Origin of the sequence: Parabacteroides sp. PF5-9, from assembly GCF_029893105.1 — a bacterium.
In the GTDB taxonomy this organism is placed as follows: domain Bacteria; phylum Bacteroidota; class Bacteroidia; order Bacteroidales; family Tannerellaceae; genus JARXWG01.
In genome coordinates, this window is the sequence record NZ_JARXWG010000003.1 from 1 (window position 1) to 19,766 (window position 19,766).

Consider the following 19,766-nt stretch of genomic DNA (forward strand, 5'->3'; position numbering starts at 1 on the left):
GACCTGGTAAAAACCTCTGGAAGAAAGAGAAACAAAGAAAGGAAAATGAACTATATTTGTGAAACCCAAAAACAAGGTGGCAAAGGTTTATGCCATTGTTGCCAAAACACTGGAAGGGCATCGAGCCCTACCAGTGTTTACCCAAAAACAAAGGCGGCTTCGGATTGTCCATTGTTGAGCGAGGATGTAAACCTTTTTAGTTTGTCAATTCTCAAAATGACAACCTTGTTAGGGATGAGTTTTGGTTGTGTCAACTTTTATAGTAAACAGTGACGAAATGTGACAACCAATTTTAGGATAAGTCATTTTTCACCCAGATAAAATCGTTTGATAGTTATCAAACGATTGTTCTATAATTATCAAACGATCGTTCGACAATTGTGTAATGATCGTTTGACAATTGTCGAATGAATCGACCTTTTGCACAATGGCTGTTTATGATCACAATACATTCAAAAAGCAATTGATGAACCTACAGCACATATCTTCTTTTATTGAATCCAGACTCCGGTCACTTCTCCAAGGATTATTTTTTGTTGTTTTTCATTGATTTCACCTTGTTTTTTGCATTCAATGATCATCCATGGCGACGAAGCGTTTGCTGGGTTGAAAAAGGAGAGGGTGTATGCCGAATTGTCGGCAGATTGATACACATTGCTTGTCTCTCCGACCTGAAAAGCGGCGATCTCTGTTCCGTATAAAAGACCGAATCCTTTCCATAAAGCATTCGATTTCAATAGCTGGTTGGCCTGATCACTCACTTCCAACCGGCTCGAAGGTAGTAGTTGTATCAATGTCTGAGGTATTTTGTCAATAGCCATAGCCATGTATCCCTCTCGCGACGAAGGCTGTTGGGCGATGACCGGTTTCGGCTGAACCGGCGTTTCTGATACCGTTGGCGAAGGAGTTGCATTTTCCGGTACAGGAGTAGCCGTTAATACAGGAGAAGAGGTCGGCATTACGGCTAAAGCCAGTTCCGCACTTTTAAATAACTCATCGACAAAATCAATGGTCGTTTTTCTGAATTTACCGCTTATCCGAGTGAGCTTGTTCTTATTGAGAGCCGCTTTGTCTACGATCCATTCTTCCGCCAGATATTTTTCGGGATCCCGTTGATAAGAGACCTTGTATTCATAACGGATACCTGCTATTTTAATCAGACTGCTGTTTGCATCACACTCAATGGTCAGGCGATACGACATGGACGTTTGGTCTACGGACAATGCTGTTTTGGAAAAAACGAGGTAATCTTCTCCCACCGCAGCGATGTTTCCCTGCGAGCGATCGGTATATACGACCCGTTTGGGCTCTTCGTTGAACTGTTCCTGCGCCCAAGCCAGCATCCGATCAAAAATTTCTTCTTTGCTCAGATGAGCGGTCGTTATCTTTTTTGAAAAAACCACTTTCCCGTTTTCAAGAGGTACTGCGCCAGCCAGATAACGCTCGTTATTTTGTGCAAACAGGGAGATGGGAGCCAAAAGGAGTAGTAAAATTAGTTTTTTCATCGTTTTTTCTCTTTTTTGATTGGATGCTGATAAGAAACAAAGATATGTATTGTACCTGAAATAAAGCGAGTCTCTCACAAATTATTATATTAATTACTCTTTATCAAAGAAAAAAAGTCTATATTTGCACCCTGTGAAAAATAAGGAATATATAATAATGTAATATAAAACCTAAGATTCAAATGCAAAACAAAGGATTTGTAAAGGTCTTCGCGGTGTTGCTTACGCTTGTTTGTTTGTTTTATCTGTCGTTCTCTTTTGTAACCAGACACTACAGCAATAAAGCCGCTGAGTATGCAGGTGGAGATACTGAGAAAGCGAGTTATTTCCTTGACTCACTATCTACTCAGAAGGTATGGCTGGGGTATACCCTGAAACAATGTCAGGAAATGGAGATCAGTTTAGGGCTTGACCTAAAAGGTGGGATGAATGTCGTATTGGAATTGAATGTGCCGGATGTGGTTCGTTCACTTTCTAATAACAACCAGGATCCGAATTTCAATAAGGCGTTAGAATTAGCTTATGAACGTCAGGCTAGCAGTAACAGAGACTTCATCGACTTGTTCGCTGAAGAGTATAAAAAACTGGATGCTGGAGCACGTTTGTCTGCTATTTTCAGTACCTTCGAACTAAAAGATAAAATCACTCCACAAAGCAGTGATGCACAAGTGATCGCTATCCTTAAGAGCGAATTAACCAGTGCGATCGATAACTCATTTAATGTATTACGCACGCGTATCGACCGTTTTGGGGTCGTTTCTCCGAATATCCAACGTTTGGAAACGGCTGGTCGTATCTTGGTTGAATTACCGGGTGTGAAAGAACCGGAACGTGTACGTCGCCTTCTTCAGGGTAGTGCCAATCTGGAATTCTGGGAAACATACCGTTTACCGGAAATTTACCAATACCTGATAGAGATCGATAAGTTATTGGCTTCAATGGAAAGCACGAATAACAACCAGTCGGAAACGCAAACTCAAACCACTGCTCCTGCAGATCAGAACGCTGATCAAGCGCCGGCTGCAGAAGGAAATGAAGCTGATTCTTTGTTGGCGCAAATTGAAGGTGGCGAAGAGGGTGCTGATGCACTTGATCAAACCAATATGAGTCTTGAAGAGATGTTGCGTCAATATCCTCTAACGGCTCGTTTACAGATAAATTCGTACAACGGACAGTTATCGAACAGTTCGGCAATCGGTGTGGCTAACTCCCGTGATATGGATAAGATCAATGAGATCTTTGAAATGAAACAGGTCAAAGATATTCTGCCTCGTAACCTATTACTTCGTTGGGGTGTTAAGGCGATTGACGAACGTGAACAATATTATGAATTATATGCACTTAAAGTGACGAATCGCGACGGTACTCCTGCTCTTGGCGGTGATGTAGTTACTGATGCGGTAGCCGACTTTATGCAACAAGGTGGTCGTACAGAACAGATTGTAAGTATGACGATGAATGCCGAAGGTGCAAAATCATGGGCGCGTTTGACGAAAGAGAATATCGGTAAGCAAATTGCGATTGTTCTCGATGAAATGGTATATTCTGCACCGAATGTTAATGATGAAATTACAGGTGGTCGTTCGCAGATTACCGGTCATTTCACTCCCGAAGAGGCGAAGGACTTAGCCAACGTATTGAAATCGGGTAAAATGGCGGCATCGATCAATATCGTTCAGGAAGATGTGGTTGGTCCTTCATTGGGACAGGAAGCGATTAATGCCGGTGTGATTTCATTTGCGATTGCATTAGTCATATTAATGGTTTATATGTGTGTCTTCTACGGGCTAGTACCGGGTCTGATTGCCGACGGAGCGCTTGTGTTGAATATCTTCTTTACGATGGGTATTCTGGCCTCTTTCCAGGCTGTTCTGACTTTGCCGGGTATTGCCGGGATGGTCTTGACTCTCGGTATGGCTGTGGATGCGAACGTATTGGTCTATGAACGTATCAAAGAAGAGTTGCGTGCCGGAAAAGGATTGGGCAAAGCGATTGCCGATGGTTACGGAAATGCATTCTCTGCGATTTTCGATGCCAACTTAACTTCGATTATTACAGGTGTCGTATTGTTCTACTTCGGAACAGGACCTATCCGTGGTTTTGCTACGACGATGATTATCGGTTTGATTGCTTCATTCCTTACTGCGGTATTCTTAACCCGTATTGTCTATGAAGCTTTTTTGGCTAAAGATAAATTGAAAAATGTCACATTTGTTACTTCTATATCTAAAGACTTCCTGACCAATCCAAAAATTAATTTCTTGGGTATGCGTAAGGTGGGATACCTTATTCCTGTTGCCTTGATTGTCTTAGGAGGACTCTCCATGGTGACAATTGGATTGAATAATGGTATCGACTTCACAGGGGGACGTAACTATATTATTCGTTTCGATCAGGATGTAAATACGGAAGATGTGCGTAATCTGTTGGATGAGCAACTGGATGGTGCTGTAAGTGTAATCACGATCGGTTCGCCGAATCAGGTGCGCGTTTCAACCAACTATCGTATTGCTGATAACGATCCGTCTGTTGACCGGGAAATTGAATCCAAATTATATACCGGAGTACAGTCTTTACTGTCTCAGGGAGTCACTCAAGATCAGTTTGTATCCGACTATATTCAAAGTTCACAGAAGGTAGGGCCGAGTATGGCGGATGACATTAAGAATAGCGCTATATTGGCCGTTATTTTTGCCATGTTCTGTATGGCTGCCTATATCTTACTCCGATTCCGGGATATCTCATTCTCGGTCGGTACTTTTGTTTCTGTATTGGTAACGACACTTTGTATTATCGGATTCTACAGTATGTTATGGAAAATACTTCCATTCTCTATGGAGATCGACCAGACATTTATTGCAGCGATCCTGACGGTAATCGGGTACTCGATCAATGACACGGTGGTTGTATTCGACCGTATCCGTGAAACAATCGGATTGTATCCGAAACGTGACCGTTATCAGGTGATCAATGATGCGTTGAACTCCACGTTAGCGCGTACATTTAATACCACATTGACAACGATGTTGGTGGTGTTATGTATCTTTATTCTGGGCGGTAGTACCATCCGTAGTTTCACCTTTGCTATTCTGCTTGGTATTCTGATCGGAACGTACAGTACATTGTTCGTTGCTACTCCGATTGCTTATGAGCTTCAGAAAAAGAAAATCAATAAGAATGCGGAAAAAGGAAAAGCATAATTATTAAAGCCTTATTATAGAAAAGCCGGGAATTTGATTTCCGGCTTTTTCATTTCCAAGACCTTCACTTGTCTGTCATTCTGTCGATAAACATACCTCATTTCTTTGTTTGAATAAAGAAAAAACCTATCTTTCGTCGCCATTACAAGAAATAAAGATAACAGAATGTAAACGCCATAAAATTACAGTATCATGGAAGAGATGATCGATCATATACCCGAATATCCTGTTTTTGAACAAGGAATTCGCCGTGCTCCTGACCGGGGATATACCCTTACTCCGGCTCAGACTGAAACTGCTTTAAAAAACGCATTACGTTATATTCCCAATCGTTATCACGCAATACTGGCTCCTGAATTTATGGAGGAGTTGTTGACTTATGGCCGGATTTACGGGTATCGTTTTCGTCCGGCGGGTGATTTGAAAGCGAAACCGATCGATCAGTATAAAGGGAATTGTATAGAAGGGAAAGCCTTTCAGGTCATGATCGATAATAATTTGAGTTTCGATGTCGCTTTATATCCTTATGAACTGGTCACCTATGGAGAAACCGGACAGGTTTGCCAGAATTGGATGCAATACCGGTTGATTAAATACTATCTGGAAGAGATGACCGATCATCAGACGCTTGTTGTCGAGTCGGGACATCCGTTGGGTCTTTTTGAATCGAAACCGGATGCGCCACGCGTCATTATTACCAATTCAATGATGATTGGTATGTTCGACAACCAGAAAGATTGGGAAATCGCAGCACAGATGGGCGTGGCCAATTACGGACAAATGACTGCCGGAGGATGGATGTATATCGGTCCGCAAGGGATTGTACATGGCACTTTCAATACCTTATTAAATGGTGGACGGAAAAAATTACATATTGCTCCGGATCAGGATCTGCACGGTTTTCTGTTTGTCTCTTCCGGTCTGGGAGGAATGAGTGGAGCGCAACCCAAAGCTGCAGTAATAGCAGGAGCAGCTTGTATTATTGCCGAAGTGGATGCGTCTCGTATCCAGACCCGTCAGAAACAGGGCTGGGTAGAATACGTAACGGATCATATGGAAGAAGCATTCAGTCTGGCGGCTGCTGCGGTTAAAGCGAAAAAGCCGATCTCTATTGCTTATCATGGGAATGTGGTCGATTTGTTGGAGTATGCCGCAAATACACATGTACATATTGATTTATTAAGTGATCAGACCTCCTGTCACGCCGTATATGAGGGTGGCTATTGCCCGGCAGGTCTCTCTTTTGAGGAGCGAACCGATCTGTTGACTCATGATCGGAGTGTTTTTGAATCGTTGGTCAATCGATCACTCGTTCGTCACTTCGAAGTCATCAAAAGATTGGTTGCGGCAGGTAGTTATTTCTTTGATTACGGTAATTCGTTTATGAAAGCGATATTTGATGCCGGCGTACAGGAAATCTCTCGAAATGGAATCGATGAAAAAGACGGTTTCATCTGGCCTTCTTATGTGGAGGATATCATGGGTCCTGAACTTTTCGACTATGGGTATGGTCCCTTCCGTTGGGTTTGTCTGAGCGGTAAACATGAAGACTTGATCCGGACAGACCGTGCGGCAATGGAATGTATTGATCCGAACAGACGTGGTCAGGATAGAGATAATTATAACTGGATCCGTGATGCGGAGAAAAATCAACTGGTGGTCGGCACACAGGCACGTATCCTTTATCAGGATGCGGAAGGTCGCCTGAAGATCGCTTTACGCTTCAATCAAATGGTGCGTGAAGGCGAAGTAGGTCCGATTATGCTGGGACGTGATCATCATGATGTGAGCGGAACGGATTCTCCATTCAGGGAGACGGCAAATATTTACGACGGTAGTAATGTGATGGCCGATATGGCCGTGCAATGTTTTGCCGGAAATGCGGCACGAGGGATGAGCCTTGTCGCCCTACATAATGGGGGAGGGGTTGGAATTGGGAAATCTGTCAACGGAGGTTTTGGCATGGTGCTCGACGGCAGCAAACGTGTGGATGAGATACTTCGTTCGGCGATGTTGTGGGATGTGATGGGAGGCGTTGCGCGTCGTTCATGGGCACGCAATCCGAATGCGATGTCGACTACTGCGCTATTCAATGAAAAACAGGCCTCCGGTTATCACATTACCTTACCTCATGTCGCTGATGAAACACTGATCCGGAAAATAGTCACACAATCATTAAAAAAACAGATATGAGCAATTGGAATAAAATCATGGAATGCGTTCCTAACTTCAGTGAAGGACGCGATCTCGATAAGATCGATCAGATTATTAGTCCGTTTCGGGGCAAAGTGGGAGTAAAACTACTTGACTATAGTAACGATATCGACCACAATCGGATGGTTGCGACCGTTGTTGGTGAACCGGAAGCGTTAAAAAAAGCGGTTGTCGAAGCAATTGGAATCGCAGTGAAATTAATCGATCTGACCAAACACTCCGGGCAACATCCGCGTTTGGGTGCTGCCGATGTCATTCCGTTTATCCCTATTCGTGGATGTACCATGGAAGAAGCCATTACGCTTTCAAGAGAAGTGGGAGAAGAAGTCGCTTCACGGTATAATCTGCCGGTATTCCTCTATGAAAAGTCGGCTTCAGCCCCTCACAGGGAGAATCTGGCGACTGTCCGTAAAGGGGAGTTTGAAGGATTGGCGACAAAGATTAAACAGCCGGAATGGCAGCCTGATTTTGGCCCGGCCGAACGACACAGTACAGCCGGAGGTGTTGCAATCGGTGCCCGTATGCCTTTGGTGGCCTATAATGTTAATCTGGGAACAGCTAATTTAGAGATTGCCAACGAGATTGCTAAAAAGGTTCGTTTCATTGGCGGAGGCCTTCGTTTCTGTAAAGCTATGGGAGTCGATTTGAAGGAAAGAGGAATTGTACAGGTCTCTATGAACCTGACTGATTATACACGAACAGCCATTTATAGAGCGTTCGAATTGGTACGCATAGAAGCGCAACGTTATGGAGTGCCGGTGGTCGGCAGCGAAGTGATCGGACTTGTACCGATGGAGGCACTTGTGGATACGGCTTCTTATTATCTGGGGTTGGAAAATTTCAGTATGAATCAGGTCCTCGAATCACGTATAATGGAATAAATATGTCGAACCGCTTATTGATACGCAACATCTCCCAACTGGTTACCTGCTCCGGTTTTAAAGCAAAACAAGGCCGGGACATGAACGAGTTGTGTATTCTTGAAGACGGTGCCGTTGCTGTTGAGAACGGCGTAATCACCCATGTCGGAACAACACCGGATGTATTGGCTTGTTTGGATGGATATTATCCGGAGATTAATGCGCAGGGGAAAGCCGTTTTACCGGGATTTGTGGACAGCCATACGCATTTTGTGTTTGGAGGTTACCGTGAAGATGAATTCTCCTGGCGCTTACGGGGAGATAGTTACATGTCAATCATGGAACGTGGTGGCGGCATCGTCAATACGATGAAAGCGACTCGTGAAAGCAGTTTTGGCGAGTTGAAAGAGCGGGCAAAGGAACGGTTGGACGAGTTGCTGGCAATGGGAGTCACTACAGTGGAAGGGAAAAGCGGATATGGACTTGATCTGGAGACGGAAATCCGGCAACTGCAAGTCATGAACGAATTAAATAAAGAGCATCCTATAGATATTGTTTCGACTTATCTGGGAGCTCATGCAGTACCTCCTGAGTATTCCGGCCAAACCGACGCATATATCGATTTTTTGATTGACGAGGGATTACCTGCTATCCATCCGGATTATAATGTTCGTTTTTGTGATGTGTTTTGTGAAAAGGGTGTTTTTTCCATCGAACAGAGTGAACGGTTGTTATTGGCAGCCAGAAAACAGGGGTTTGATTTAAAACTGCATGCCGATGAAATCGTCCCTTTAGGAGGAGCCGAGTTGGCTGCCCGTATGCATGCCATGAGTGCTGATCATCTGTTGCATATCTCGGATGAAGGGATCCGCCAATTGGCAGAACAACAGGTTGTCGCCACACTTTTGCCGTTGACGGCTTTTTCTTTAAATGAACCTTATGCCCGCGGACGTGAAATGATTGATGGAGGTTGCGCTGTTGCTTTGGCCTCTGATCTGAATCCGGGTAGCTGTTTCTCTGCTTCGATCCCTATGTTGATCGCATTAGCTTGTATCCAGATGCGGTTGACGCCCGAAGAGGCCATTACAGCTCTGACGATAAATGGTGCAGCTGCCGTCGGACAGGCGGATAGAATCGGAAGTATTGACGTCGGCAAACAAGCAGATATGATTCTATTACACTATCCTTCCTATAAGTTTCTTCCCTATCATATTGGGATGAATATCGTAGAAACAGTGATAAAGAGTGGCAAACCATTTCAGGTGCCCCGCTTGTCGGACAGACCGTATTTTAAATGATATACAGACAGAAAGTATAAACTAAATATGAACAATTATGTTAGCAGACTTATCAATTAAACAATTTCTGGCCGAAACAGCTGCAAATACGCCTGTACCGGGAGGGGGGAGTACTGCCGCGTTATGTGGAGCCATAGCCACAGCATTAACGGAAATGGTCGCTCATCTGACGATCGGGAAGAAAAAGTATGCAGATTATGACGGGCAGATGCGCACGATTGCCGTCGAAGCCGCAACGATCCGTGAGCGTCTGATCGAGTATATCGATACAGACAGTAAGGCCTATGCTCTGGTGATGGACGCATATAAGCTACCTAAAGAGACAGAAGAGCAAATCGCAATACGTAATCACGCAATACAAGAGGCCACCAAAGAAGCAGCCAACGTTCCTATGAGGGTAGCCGAAGAGATCGGATCTGTGATGGAAACAATTATCTATGTGGCTAAAAAGGGAAATCAGAATGCTGTAACAGATGCCTGTGTTGCTATGATGACAGCCAGAACATGTGTGCTTGGAGCGTTACTGAATGTCCGAATCAATCTCTCTTCGATCAAAGATGAGACCTTTGTCAGCCGAATGAAAGAGAAATCCGATCATCTTGAAGCAGAGGCCATACGTATTGAAACAAAATTATTAATATGGGTAAAGACAATCCTTTAATGCTTTAAGTAAACACAGGCAAGTCAATGATAAAATAAGTTCTGAATAATTCAGATCGACAGATTTAAAGAATATGGGACAAAACGTATATTATGTGGGAGCCGCCCCACTTACCTTCGAGGGTATCGAACGTATTCTCAGCGGGAATATGAAATTAGAGTTGAATGCGGAGGTAAAGGAGCGCATTCAACGATGCAGGGATTATCTGGATCATAAAATCGAACAACAAGACGGTCCTTTGTATGGGATAACGACCGGATTTGGTTCGCTATGTAATAAAAATATATCTCCGGATGAATTAAGTACGCTCCAGGAAAACCTGGTTAAAAGTCATGCCTGCAGTGTGGGAGATGAAGTCAGTCCGGTGATTGTCCGTCTGATGATGTTGTTAAAAGCCCAAGCGTTATCATTAGGGCATAGTGGGGTGCAGGTCATTACCGTGCAGCGTATTCTGGATTTTTTCAATAATGATATACTCCCTATTGTTTATGATCGTGGTTCGTTGGGTGCATCCGGTGATCTGGCTCCTTTAGCCAATCTCTTTTTACCGCTTATAGGGGTGGGTGATGTGTATTACAAAGGTAAAAAACGCGATGCAATCGGTGTTTTAGACGAATTTGCATGGAAGCCAGTTAAACTCAAAAGCAAAGAAGGATTAGCGCTTCTCAATGGTACGCAGTTTATGAGTGCCAACGGAGTCTTTGCCCTTATGCGTGCGTTTAAGATCTCCAAAAAAGCCGATTTAATCGCCGCTTTGTCACTTGAAGCCTTTGACGGATTGATGGATCCTTTTATGGATTGTATCCAGCAAATGCGTCCACATCAGGGGCAGATAGAGACGGGTGATGCTTTTCGTCGTCTGTTAGAAGGCAGTGAACTGATTAACCGCAAAAAGGCGCATGTGCAGGATCCTTATTCGTTTCGCTGCATTCCTCAGGTACATGGTGCGACAAAAGATGCGATTCGCTATGTTTCCAGTGTGTTGTTGACAGAGATCAACTCTGTAACCGATAATCCGACCATTTTCCCTGATGAAGATAAAATCATCTCAGGAGGCAATTTTCATGGACAACCATTAGCTATATCCTATGATTTTTTGGCTGTTGCTTTAGCTGAGCTGGGAAATATCTCCGAGCGGCGAGTAGCCCAACTGATTATGGGATTACGCGATTTACCCGAATTTCTTGTTGCTAATCCGGGATTAAATTCCGGATTTATGATACCACAGTATACAGCCGCCAGTATGGTGAGCCAGAATAAGATGTACTGTTATCCGGCCAGTAGTGATTCGATCGTCTCCAGTAACGGTCAGGAAGATCATGTGAGCATGGGGGCTAATGCGGCTACCAAGTTATTCAAGATTATGGATAACCTGGATCATATCCTGGCTATTGAGTTGATGAATGCTGCTCAGGGTATAGATTTCCGTCGCCCCGCTAAGACCTCTCCATTCTTGGAAAAATTCCTTAAGGAGTACCGGAAAGAGGTTTCGTTTATCGAAGACGATATAGTGATGTATACGGAAATTCACCGGACGGTCGCATTTATCCGAAGGAAAGATTTTGACTATTGAAAGCGATAAGTCCAGAAGGTATTTTAATTCACTCACATCAATCCTGACAAGGGTTGAACCCACTTTGGGGACTGAATATAGTTGTGATTATCTGCCCCGGGTTTCACCCGGGGTTATGCATATCTTATCCCTTGCGGGGTAACTATTTATAACATGTAATCTATTCAAAGATAAGCCGTACTTTTGGACGCCCCATTTTTTTTCTTACCGCGTATAATGCCTGAAAGTAAAATGCCTTTGAGAGATATAACTGACTAAGGTACAGAATACTGTAATGACAAATTTAGAAATGGTCGGATAAAAATGGAGATATTCGACACAGACTTTCAATCCGATATAATTGATCAAAAGATTCATGCCGACAACAAGCATATAACGTGACAGTTTAGTCCTATTGGTCATGGGTGATCCCTGGAAGACCACATTATTCATCAGCCAGAAACCAGTTAACAGGGTAATCGGGAAAACAATTAAAAACGCAGCGATATAGGGCGATACCACAATAAAGCCGAGGTCGAGATCTTCTTTGCCGAACACAAAATTATACAAGAATGCAAAGAGCGCAAGGTCGAAGACCATATTGCCCCCTCCACATACCAGATACTGAAAGACTTTATAGGAAAAAAGCTTGTTGAACGGAGGAAAATAAAGCCATTTGATGATTTTTTCAATACTTTTTTTCACAGGTTATCGTTGATCGTTTGTATTATTTCTTCACCTCTACGCGTTGAGTCGGAGCCATCTGTTTATTCCGCTCTTCCGACTGTGCGACCATATGTTCGGCCAATAGACGGAAAGCCTCTCCAGTCATTGTTCCCGAATGCAATGCAACCGGTTCTCCGTTGTCTCCTCCTTCACGTATACTTTGTACGATCGGAATTTGTCCAAGTAATGGAATCTTCAGTTCTTCGGCCAACTGTTTACCTCCCTCTTTTCCAAAGAGATAATATCTATTTTCCGGGAGTTCTGCCGGGGTAAACCAAGCCATGTTTTCTACCAGTCCGAGAACCGGTACATTGATCTTTTCGCTTTGGAACATACTGATACCTTTACGGGCATCCGCCAAGGCTACATCCTGAGGGGTGGTGACTACGATCGCTCCGGTAATGGCCAATGTCTGCACCATGGTCAGGTGAATATCACTTGTACCGGGTGGTAAGTCGATCAGAAAATAATCCAATTCTCCCCAGTTCCCGTCACTGATTAATTGTTTCAAGGCATTGCTTGCCATGGCGCCCCGCCACAAAACAGCATCCTCTTTATTGACAAAAAAACCGATCGACAATAGTTTGACACCGTAATTCTCAGCCGGTTGAATCAGTTCTCGTCCATTGACCTCCTGCACAAAAGGACGGGCATCTTCGACCTGAAACATTTTCGGTTGCGAAGGGCCAAAAATATCCGCATCTAACAGTCCGACTTTATAACCCAATTGTGCCAATGCAACAGCCAGATTCGCCGCAACCGTACTTTTTCCTACTCCGCCTTTCCCGGAGGAAACGGCAATGATATTCTTAACCTCCGGAAGTAATTTATCCGGTTCCGCCGGCAAGGCCTGTGGGGTGACTATCCGTATATTTCCTTTGATCTCCGCATCCGGACTGGCGTATGTTAAAATAGCCGTTTCTGCCGCTTTCACCACAGATTTGATGAACGGATCGTTCGGTTTGTCAAAAAATAGCGAAAAACTGACTTTGTTTCCATCAATCCGGATATCATCTTCTACCATTCCCGCAGAAACAAGGTCTTTACCTGTTCCGGGATACCGGACTTTCGACAGTGCATCTATAATTAATTGAGGATAAAGTGCCATAACATATACGATTAATTGATCATTTATTTTCCGGAAGCGAGTGCGCTCCGTTTACTTCGATTAAAACTCCGATAAACATCGAACTCAATCTCCACATCAGGTTCGATGAGTTCATCCCTCTCTTCACAAATGAAGCGGATATATTTGATCGTTAGTCCTCTGTCGAGCCATTGTTGCTCATAATAGGTTTTAATAGCGAGAATCTCATCTGTCGACCCCGAGTGATACAGATCATCCGTACTGAATAATACCGGATAACGATTCGCTTGAATCATCTCGCAGGTATAGGTATACATAAACCCGCTATCGGTTTTCAGATGGATCAATCCGTTGGGTGCCAATATTTTTCGATAAAGTCTCATAAACGAAGTCGATGTCAGTCGTTTACTTACTTTTTTCATTTGCGGATCCGGAAACGTCAACCATATTTCAGCCACTTCACCCGATGCAAAAAAATGATCGATCAGTTCAATAGAGGTGCGTAGAAAAGCGACATTACACATCCCAGACTCCAACGAATCTTTTGCGCCACTCCACATCCGCGCGCCTTTAATATCAACCCCAATAAAATTCTTTTCAGGAAACAGCCGCCCTAAGCCAACGGTATATTCCCCTTTGCCGCAACCCAGTTCCAATACGATCGGATTCTCATTTTTGAAAAAGTGTGTATTCCATTTCCCTTTCAAATCAAACCCCTTCTCTTTCAATACGGCAAAAGGAAATTGGAATACATGGGGGTAACCCGCCATATCATCGAACTTTGCCAATTTGTTCTTTCCCATGGGGGCAAAGATAGATAGAATCTCGTAAAGATAGATAAAATGAGAAAATATGTGGAGGGTGATTGCGATGAGATCAAAGATATGATCCTCTCTTTTTTTACGATATTAATAGATAAATATGTCATCTGAATGACATAAAACATACATCAATAGATCTATATTTGCACCTTGTTAGAAACGGTATATAATTGCCCACAGAAGAATGGTCGTTTGGGGAAATTACGCTTCTTCTCACATAGTCAATAATTAAAAACAATTAAATCAGTAAATTATGAATATGAAAAAAGTATTTGTGATGTTGTGTAGTGTGTTGTTTATTACAGCATGTGGTAGTGATAATGATACACCATCACTTGAAGAACAAGAGCAGACCTTGTACGATACGTATGTAACGGCTGAAATGGAATCAGCAATCGCCAAATTGGATATGACTGTAAATCGTGGGATCAACCCTCCCAAAATAGAAGGATATTACAGAATGGAAGGGATCTTTTTGGCCACAACAAATAGTGCTGAAAAGAAATATCTGGGTTCACGTTTTAATACGGATTATAAGTTCAACTTCTACAATCAGTCAGAGTTATCCGTCGATCTGTTGGGATATGAAGTGATACGGGATACGGATGAACTTGACTCAGAGCACAGAGGGCAAGGCACATTCATTTGCGGAGAAGGGGATAAGTTCTCGATCTTCATGGAAGAGCGACACTTCTCAGATGGTTACACCGCGATATCATTGACTATTCTATCGGGAGAAGTGGTTAGAAACGGAGGAAGCATTACAGGGATAAAAAATCTAAAATATGCTTTCATTATGAAAGATAGAGGAGGAGATACGAGCCTTATTCAAGTAGGGCAAGGGCGTATCGTAGGGAATGATCTTGCGCAAGTGATTACCAAAAAACAATTCGAAACGCTGGAGCAGCCTACCCGTTTGAAATCAGATAATTCCGATTTTGGGATCTCTTTCTTATCCAATTTTAAATAAAACAGAAGAATCTTTTTATACGTTTGTCTTGATAGAGAAGAGTGGTCGTTTTCAATAAACACCTGTATCGGATAGGGGTTTTTTATTCTTTTCTCGTCCTATGGTTGAATTTTTTTCGATCATATCAATCAGAAAACAACAAACGTATGAAAAGATTTTTATTATTACTCTGCTTACTTCCTTGTCTCTCTTTTGCACAAACTGAAAAAAAACAAAAACCGAAAACCTTAAAATGGTTTCAATCCGGAACAAGCGCTACTCCTCTATTGAGGGCTCAGGAGAGTATCTTGTTGGACTCTGTTTATACCTTTACGAAAACAGATGAGGAGAACCCTGAGATCTTAGAACAAAAAACCTATTATAAATATGATGAGTTCCAACGAATCACCGAAGAGTTGTTATTCGTGGACTATTCAGGGTTGGAGCAGTTCAGACAATATAAGTCGATCTACACGTACAAAAACAGTAGTCGTTATCCTTCCCGGATAGAGACATACTACTTGAAGAATGGAAATTGGATGAAAATCAGTGAAGACCAGCAAAACTATACCGAAGAAGGTATTCCGTTGGAGGCTCGATCATTTGTATTTGACGGAGAAGGGTTAAAACTGGAAAATGTGTGGAAAGCAATATCATTCGATGAAAAGGGGATTCCGACTGAATTTATTGACAGCACTTTTTATGAAGAGGTCTATGTGATGAAATTCAACATAACGTTTAATGAAAAGGCGCAACCGACAGCGGTGACGACTTTTTCACCCAATGAGATTAATCGCGAAGAGTGGATTCCTTTCGAAAAAATGATCTATCATCTGGATGAAGAGGGCTTGCTTCGCCTGAAGGAGGAACATTACGATTATGAAGGTGATGAGGATTGGGATTTCTCTTATCTCATTGCTTATGAATATGATGAGCGTGGACGGATGATCCATGAAAATGAGGCTATGGGGCCAGGAATGTTTTACTCTTTTATCAGTACCCGGAATTTTTATTCCGACGGACTGACTACGCATAACGAACCTCCTGTAACTGCAGCGACTACCGCAACCATTCATTACACCCAAGGCTCTGGATCCCTTTATGTAGACCTTATGCAGGAACAGAGTGGCCACTTATTGATTATGCGTCCGACAGGACGGTTGGTAGGTCAATATCGCTTGAATCAACAAACAACAACTATCCCTTTAAATACCGTAAAAGGCGAAGTTCTCATTGTCCGGCTGCAAACTAAATCTGGTCATTATACAAAAAAGATATTGGTACGATAAAAAAATCGTTTGACAATTGTCGAATGATCATTCCATAATTATGAAACGATCATTTCACAATTGTCAAACGATTATTCCATAAATGTCGAATGAATATATCTTTTTAGAGCGTAGAACAGACGTATGGAAAGGATTCGCATAACGTATGCGAAGGTTTTTCACCATGAATGAACCGCTGACGACCTCGCGAGGTGAAACATTATTTAACGTGAGTTCGATATAAATTTCAAATTGAAAGAAATTTGAAGATGTAAACGTAGCGACCAGTACTATCTGGGCACCTCTCCTGGCCCTACTCTTTATACACATCTTTGATCATGTCAAGTAGACATTCTCAGCTCCTTGCCTGGTCAGGCGAGGGGAACCGCCGCTTGCGGTGGTGGAGTGGTTGTATAGCGGTAGATAATAAAAAATATACTAACTAACATCTATCACAAAACAATATATCTATCTAATATTCAGCTTTGTCTATACAAAACAACCACTCCACCGCTGCGGGACAGCGGTCCCCCTCGCCTGACCAGGCAAGGAGCTGAGAATGTCCACTTACTAATATTAGAATGTCCACTTACTAATTTTGAAATCTTCAAAAATGACACAATCTGAAGATAAATCTTTATATCGAACTCACATTATTTAGGAATCGGTCGCTTGTGAGGGATATATTACTTTCGTACCTTTGCAGGTTCAAAATTTTAAAGGGGTATATGGCAGAGAATAATTCGATCTTCATTAAAGGTGCGCGAGTCAATAATCTGAAAAATATAGACGTGGAGATCCCACGCGATAAACTGGTGGTGATTACCGGTTTGTCGGGCAGTGGAAAATCTTCATTGGCCTTTGATACGTTGTATGCCGAGGGTCAGCGTCGGTATGTGGAAAGTTTGTCGTCGTATGCCCGTCAGTTTCTGGGGCGTATGAGTAAACCGGAAGCGGATTACATCAAAGGAATACCTCCGGCCATTGCCATCGAACAGCGGGTAAATACCCGTAATCCCCGTTCTACGGTTGGGACTTCGACTGAGATTTATGAATACCTGCGTTTACTGTTTGCTCGGATCGGGAAAACCATTTCTCCGGTCTCAGGGGCGGAAGTAAAAAAACATCAGGCAATGGATATTCAACGGGAGATTCTCTCTTATCCGGAAGGAACCCGTTTTGCCGTATTTACCCCCATCGTTTTGTCGGAAGGGAGGACGATGCAGAAACAGTTGGAAATTCTGCAGAAAGAAGGATATACCCGGTTGTCTATCGCTGATACGACGTATCGGTTGCAGGAGGTGTTGGACGATAAAAAACTGATGGCATCGTCTTCCATTGAATTACTGATCGACCGGTTGACTGTTTCGGCAGATAAGACCTTGAAAAGCCGTTTGGCAGATTCGGTTGAAACCGCTTTTTTTGAGGGACATGGGGTGTGTTATATACGGGTGTACACCGATGATGGAGCGGTCATCCTGAAAGAATACTCCAAAAAATTTGAGGCCGACGGGATTACTTTTCAGGAACCGACGGAGATGATGTTCAGTTTCAACAATCCGGTAGGCGCCTGTCCGGTATGTGAAGGTTTCGGTAAGATGCTGGGGATTGACGAAAATCTGGTGATCCCGGATAAAAGCCTGTCGGTCTATGAAGGAGCGGTTGTTTGCTGGAAAGGTGATGTAATGGGCGAATGGCTGAAAGATTTTATCACGAATAGCAGTAAATATAAATTTCCGATCCATAGACCTTATTTTGAACTGACGGAGGAGGAGAAAGAACTCTTGTGGCACGGTAGACGCGGACTACACGGGATCAATGATTTTTTCAAATTTGTTGAAGAAAACGTCTATAAAATCCAGTACCGGGTCATGTTGGCTCGCTATCGGGGAAAGACGACTTGTACGACTTGCAAGGGAAGCCGTTTGCGACCCGAAGCATTATATGTGCAGGTAGGTGGTAAAAATATTGCGCAACTGGTTGTTTTGCCGATAACGGAAATCAAAACGTTCTTTGATCAGTTGCAATTGGATGAAACAGATACAGCAATCGCCAAGCGTTTGTTGACAGAGATAAACAGCCGTTTACAGTTTTTGTTGGATGTGGGATTGGGTTATCTCTCGTTAGACCGTCTCTCTTCGACATTATCAGGCGGCGAAAGCCAGCGGATCAATCTGGCCACTTCTTTAGGGAGTAGCCTGGTCGGTTCACTCTATATTTTGGATGAACCGAGTATCGGACTGCACTCCCGGGATACCGATCTGTTGATTAAAGTATTGCGTCAACTGCAAGGGCTGGGAAATACGGTTATCGTCGTGGAGCATGACGAAGAGATTATTCGTGCGGCAGATTATATCATCGATATCGGTCCGAAAGCGGGACGTTTGGGTGGTGAGATTGTCTATCAGGGAAATGTCTCCCGCTTGCCGGCGAAGAGTGAGAGTTATACTGTCCGCTATCTGACGGGAGAGGATCAGATTGAACAACCTCCTTTCCGTCGTCCATGGAACAATTATATCGAGGTCACCGGAGCGAGGAAGAATAACCTGAAAGGGTTTGATGTGCGTTTTCCGTTGAATGTGATGACGGTAGTTACCGGAGTCAGCGGTTCGGGAAAGAGTTCTTTAGTGCGGGATATCTTCTATGAAGGGGTCAAGCATTATCTGGATAATGCCACACGTCTGTCGGTGGATTGTGCCGGTTTGTCGGGCGATTTGCAGATGATCCATGGGATTGAGTTTGTGGATCAAAATTCAATAGGAAAAAGTTCACGTTCTAATCCGGTCACCTATATCGGAGCGTATGATGAGATCCGTAAATTCTTTGCCGAACAGGCCTTATCCAAACAGATGGGGTATAGCGCCGCTCATTTCTCCTTTAACAAAGAAGGAGGACGCTGTGAAGAGTGTAAAGGTGAAGGGGTAATTACGGTAGAGATGCAGTTTATGGCCGATATCACGCTCGAATGTGATGTCTGCCATGGGAAACGTTTTAAATCGGAGTTATTGGAGGTAGAATATAAAGGGGCGACGATTTTTGATGTTCTCGAAATGACTGTCAACCAGGCCATCGAGTTTTTCAGTCAATCAAATGGCAGCCAGGAAAAAAAGATTGTCAAACGGTTAACCCCTCTACAGGAGGTCGGCTTAGGTTATATTAAACTGGGACAAACCTCCTCGACGCTGTCAGGAGGAGAAAATCAGCGGGTCAAATTGGCTTACTACCTGGGACAGGAGAAACAACAACCGACCCTGTTTGTTTTTGACGAACCGACTACCGGTTTGCATTTCCATGATATAAAAACATTACTAAAGGCCTTCAATGCCCTGATCGATAAAGGGCATACGGTGGTGATCGTCGAACATAATATAGACGTGATCAAATGTGCCGATCATCTGATCGATCTGGGTCCGGAAGGCGGTAAAGGAGGGGGGACGCTTGTGTGTGCCGGAACTCCCGAAGATGTGGCTGCGTGTATGGAGTCGTATACCGGACATTACCTGAAAGAGAAATTAAAATGAAGGGATGATTTCATCCGATCATACAATTTATAATGAATTGTACCGTTGAGTATTAAAGGTAAATGTTTACCTTTGCGGCCAATCTTTCGTTTTTGGGCGAACAG

General features: G+C 43.3%; 14 protein-coding genes. 10 read left to right on the forward strand and 4 right to left on the reverse strand.

The window, feature by feature from the left end:
- Nucleotides 1-273 (forward strand): hypothetical protein (locus tag M2135_RS02415; RefSeq protein ID WP_280746999.1); only part of this gene is annotated, 273 nt, incomplete at its 5' end.
- Between the two features lie 218 nt (nt 274-491).
- Here the strand turns inward: M2135_RS02415 and M2135_RS02420 are convergent.
- Nucleotides 492-1,505 carry a DUF4468 domain-containing protein gene (locus M2135_RS02420; RefSeq protein ID WP_280747000.1) on the reverse strand — a complete coding sequence of 338 codons (1,014 nt, stop codon included), beginning with the start codon at nt 1,503-1,505 and terminating at the stop codon, nt 492-494.
- A gap of 182 nt (nt 1,506-1,687) precedes the next feature.
- Between M2135_RS02420 and secDF the strand changes: the two genes are divergently transcribed.
- The 6 genes from secDF to hutH all read left to right on the forward strand — a co-directional run bounded on the left by secDF (nt 1,688) and on the right by hutH (nt 11,311).
- Nucleotides 1,688-4,705, forward strand: coding sequence for a protein translocase subunit SecDF (secDF, locus tag M2135_RS02425; RefSeq protein ID WP_280747001.1), 3,018 nt, complete (start codon nt 1,688-1,690; stop codon nt 4,703-4,705).
- A gap of 192 nt (nt 4,706-4,897) precedes the next feature.
- Complete coding sequence (locus M2135_RS02430) at nt 4,898-6,898, forward strand: urocanate hydratase (RefSeq protein WP_280747002.1); 2,001 nt, start codon at nt 4,898-4,900, stop codon at nt 6,896-6,898.
- A complete protein-coding gene (gene ftcD, locus M2135_RS02435) occupies nt 6,895-7,800 on the forward strand; it encodes a glutamate formimidoyltransferase (protein ID WP_280747003.1) in 906 nt (301 codons plus the stop codon). The genes M2135_RS02430 and ftcD overlap by 4 nt, the downstream gene beginning before the upstream one ends.
- A 2-nt stretch (nt 7,801-7,802) precedes the next feature.
- A complete protein-coding gene (gene hutI / locus M2135_RS02440) occupies nt 7,803-9,077 on the forward strand; it encodes an imidazolonepropionase (RefSeq protein ID WP_280747004.1) in 1,275 nt (424 codons plus the stop codon).
- A gap of 37 nt (nt 9,078-9,114) precedes the next feature.
- Nucleotides 9,115-9,738: a cyclodeaminase/cyclohydrolase family protein gene (locus M2135_RS02445; protein ID WP_280747005.1), complete on the forward strand. Its 624-nt coding sequence runs from the start codon at nt 9,115-9,117 to the stop codon at nt 9,736-9,738.
- A gap of 73 nt (nt 9,739-9,811) precedes the next feature.
- Nucleotides 9,812-11,311 (forward strand): histidine ammonia-lyase, encoded by a 1,500-nt coding sequence (hutH, locus tag M2135_RS02450; RefSeq protein WP_280747006.1) that lies wholly within the window; start codon nt 9,812-9,814, stop codon nt 11,309-11,311.
- Between the two features lie 204 nt (nt 11,312-11,515).
- Here hutH and M2135_RS02455 read toward each other — a convergent pair whose 3' ends face one another.
- The 3 genes from M2135_RS02455 to trmB are packed head-to-tail and all read right to left on the reverse strand — an operon-like array spanning nt 11,516 to nt 13,906.
- Entirely contained in the window at nt 11,516-11,995 is a 480-nt protein-coding gene (locus tag M2135_RS02455) for a GtrA family protein (protein ID WP_280747007.1), read from the reverse strand.
- Nucleotides 11,996-12,017: 22 nt separating this feature from the next.
- Nucleotides 12,018-13,124, reverse strand: coding sequence for an Mrp/NBP35 family ATP-binding protein (locus M2135_RS02460; RefSeq protein ID WP_280747008.1), 1,107 nt, complete (start codon nt 13,122-13,124; stop codon nt 12,018-12,020).
- A gap of 23 nt (nt 13,125-13,147) precedes the next feature.
- Entirely contained in the window at nt 13,148-13,906 is a 759-nt protein-coding gene (gene trmB / locus M2135_RS02465) for a tRNA (guanosine(46)-N7)-methyltransferase TrmB (protein WP_280747009.1), read from the reverse strand.
- Nucleotides 13,907-14,177: 271 nt separating this feature from the next.
- On the opposite strand from trmB, the gene M2135_RS02470 reads away from it, so the two are divergent.
- The 3 genes from M2135_RS02470 to uvrA all read left to right on the forward strand — a co-directional run bounded on the left by M2135_RS02470 (nt 14,178) and on the right by uvrA (nt 19,662).
- Nucleotides 14,178-14,894: a hypothetical protein gene (locus M2135_RS02470; protein ID WP_280747010.1), complete on the forward strand. Its 717-nt coding sequence runs from the start codon at nt 14,178-14,180 to the stop codon at nt 14,892-14,894.
- A gap of 146 nt (nt 14,895-15,040) precedes the next feature.
- The gene (locus tag M2135_RS02475; RefSeq protein ID WP_280747011.1) at nt 15,041-16,162 is read left to right on the forward strand and encodes a hypothetical protein; all 1,122 of its coding nucleotides are present in this window, start codon (nt 15,041-15,043) and stop codon (nt 16,160-16,162) included.
- 707 nt (nt 16,163-16,869) lie between these two features.
- Entirely contained in the window at nt 16,870-19,662 is a 2,793-nt protein-coding gene (uvrA, locus tag M2135_RS02480) for an excinuclease ABC subunit UvrA (protein ID WP_280747012.1), read from the forward strand.
- Nucleotides 19,663-19,766: the final 104 nt, after the last annotated feature.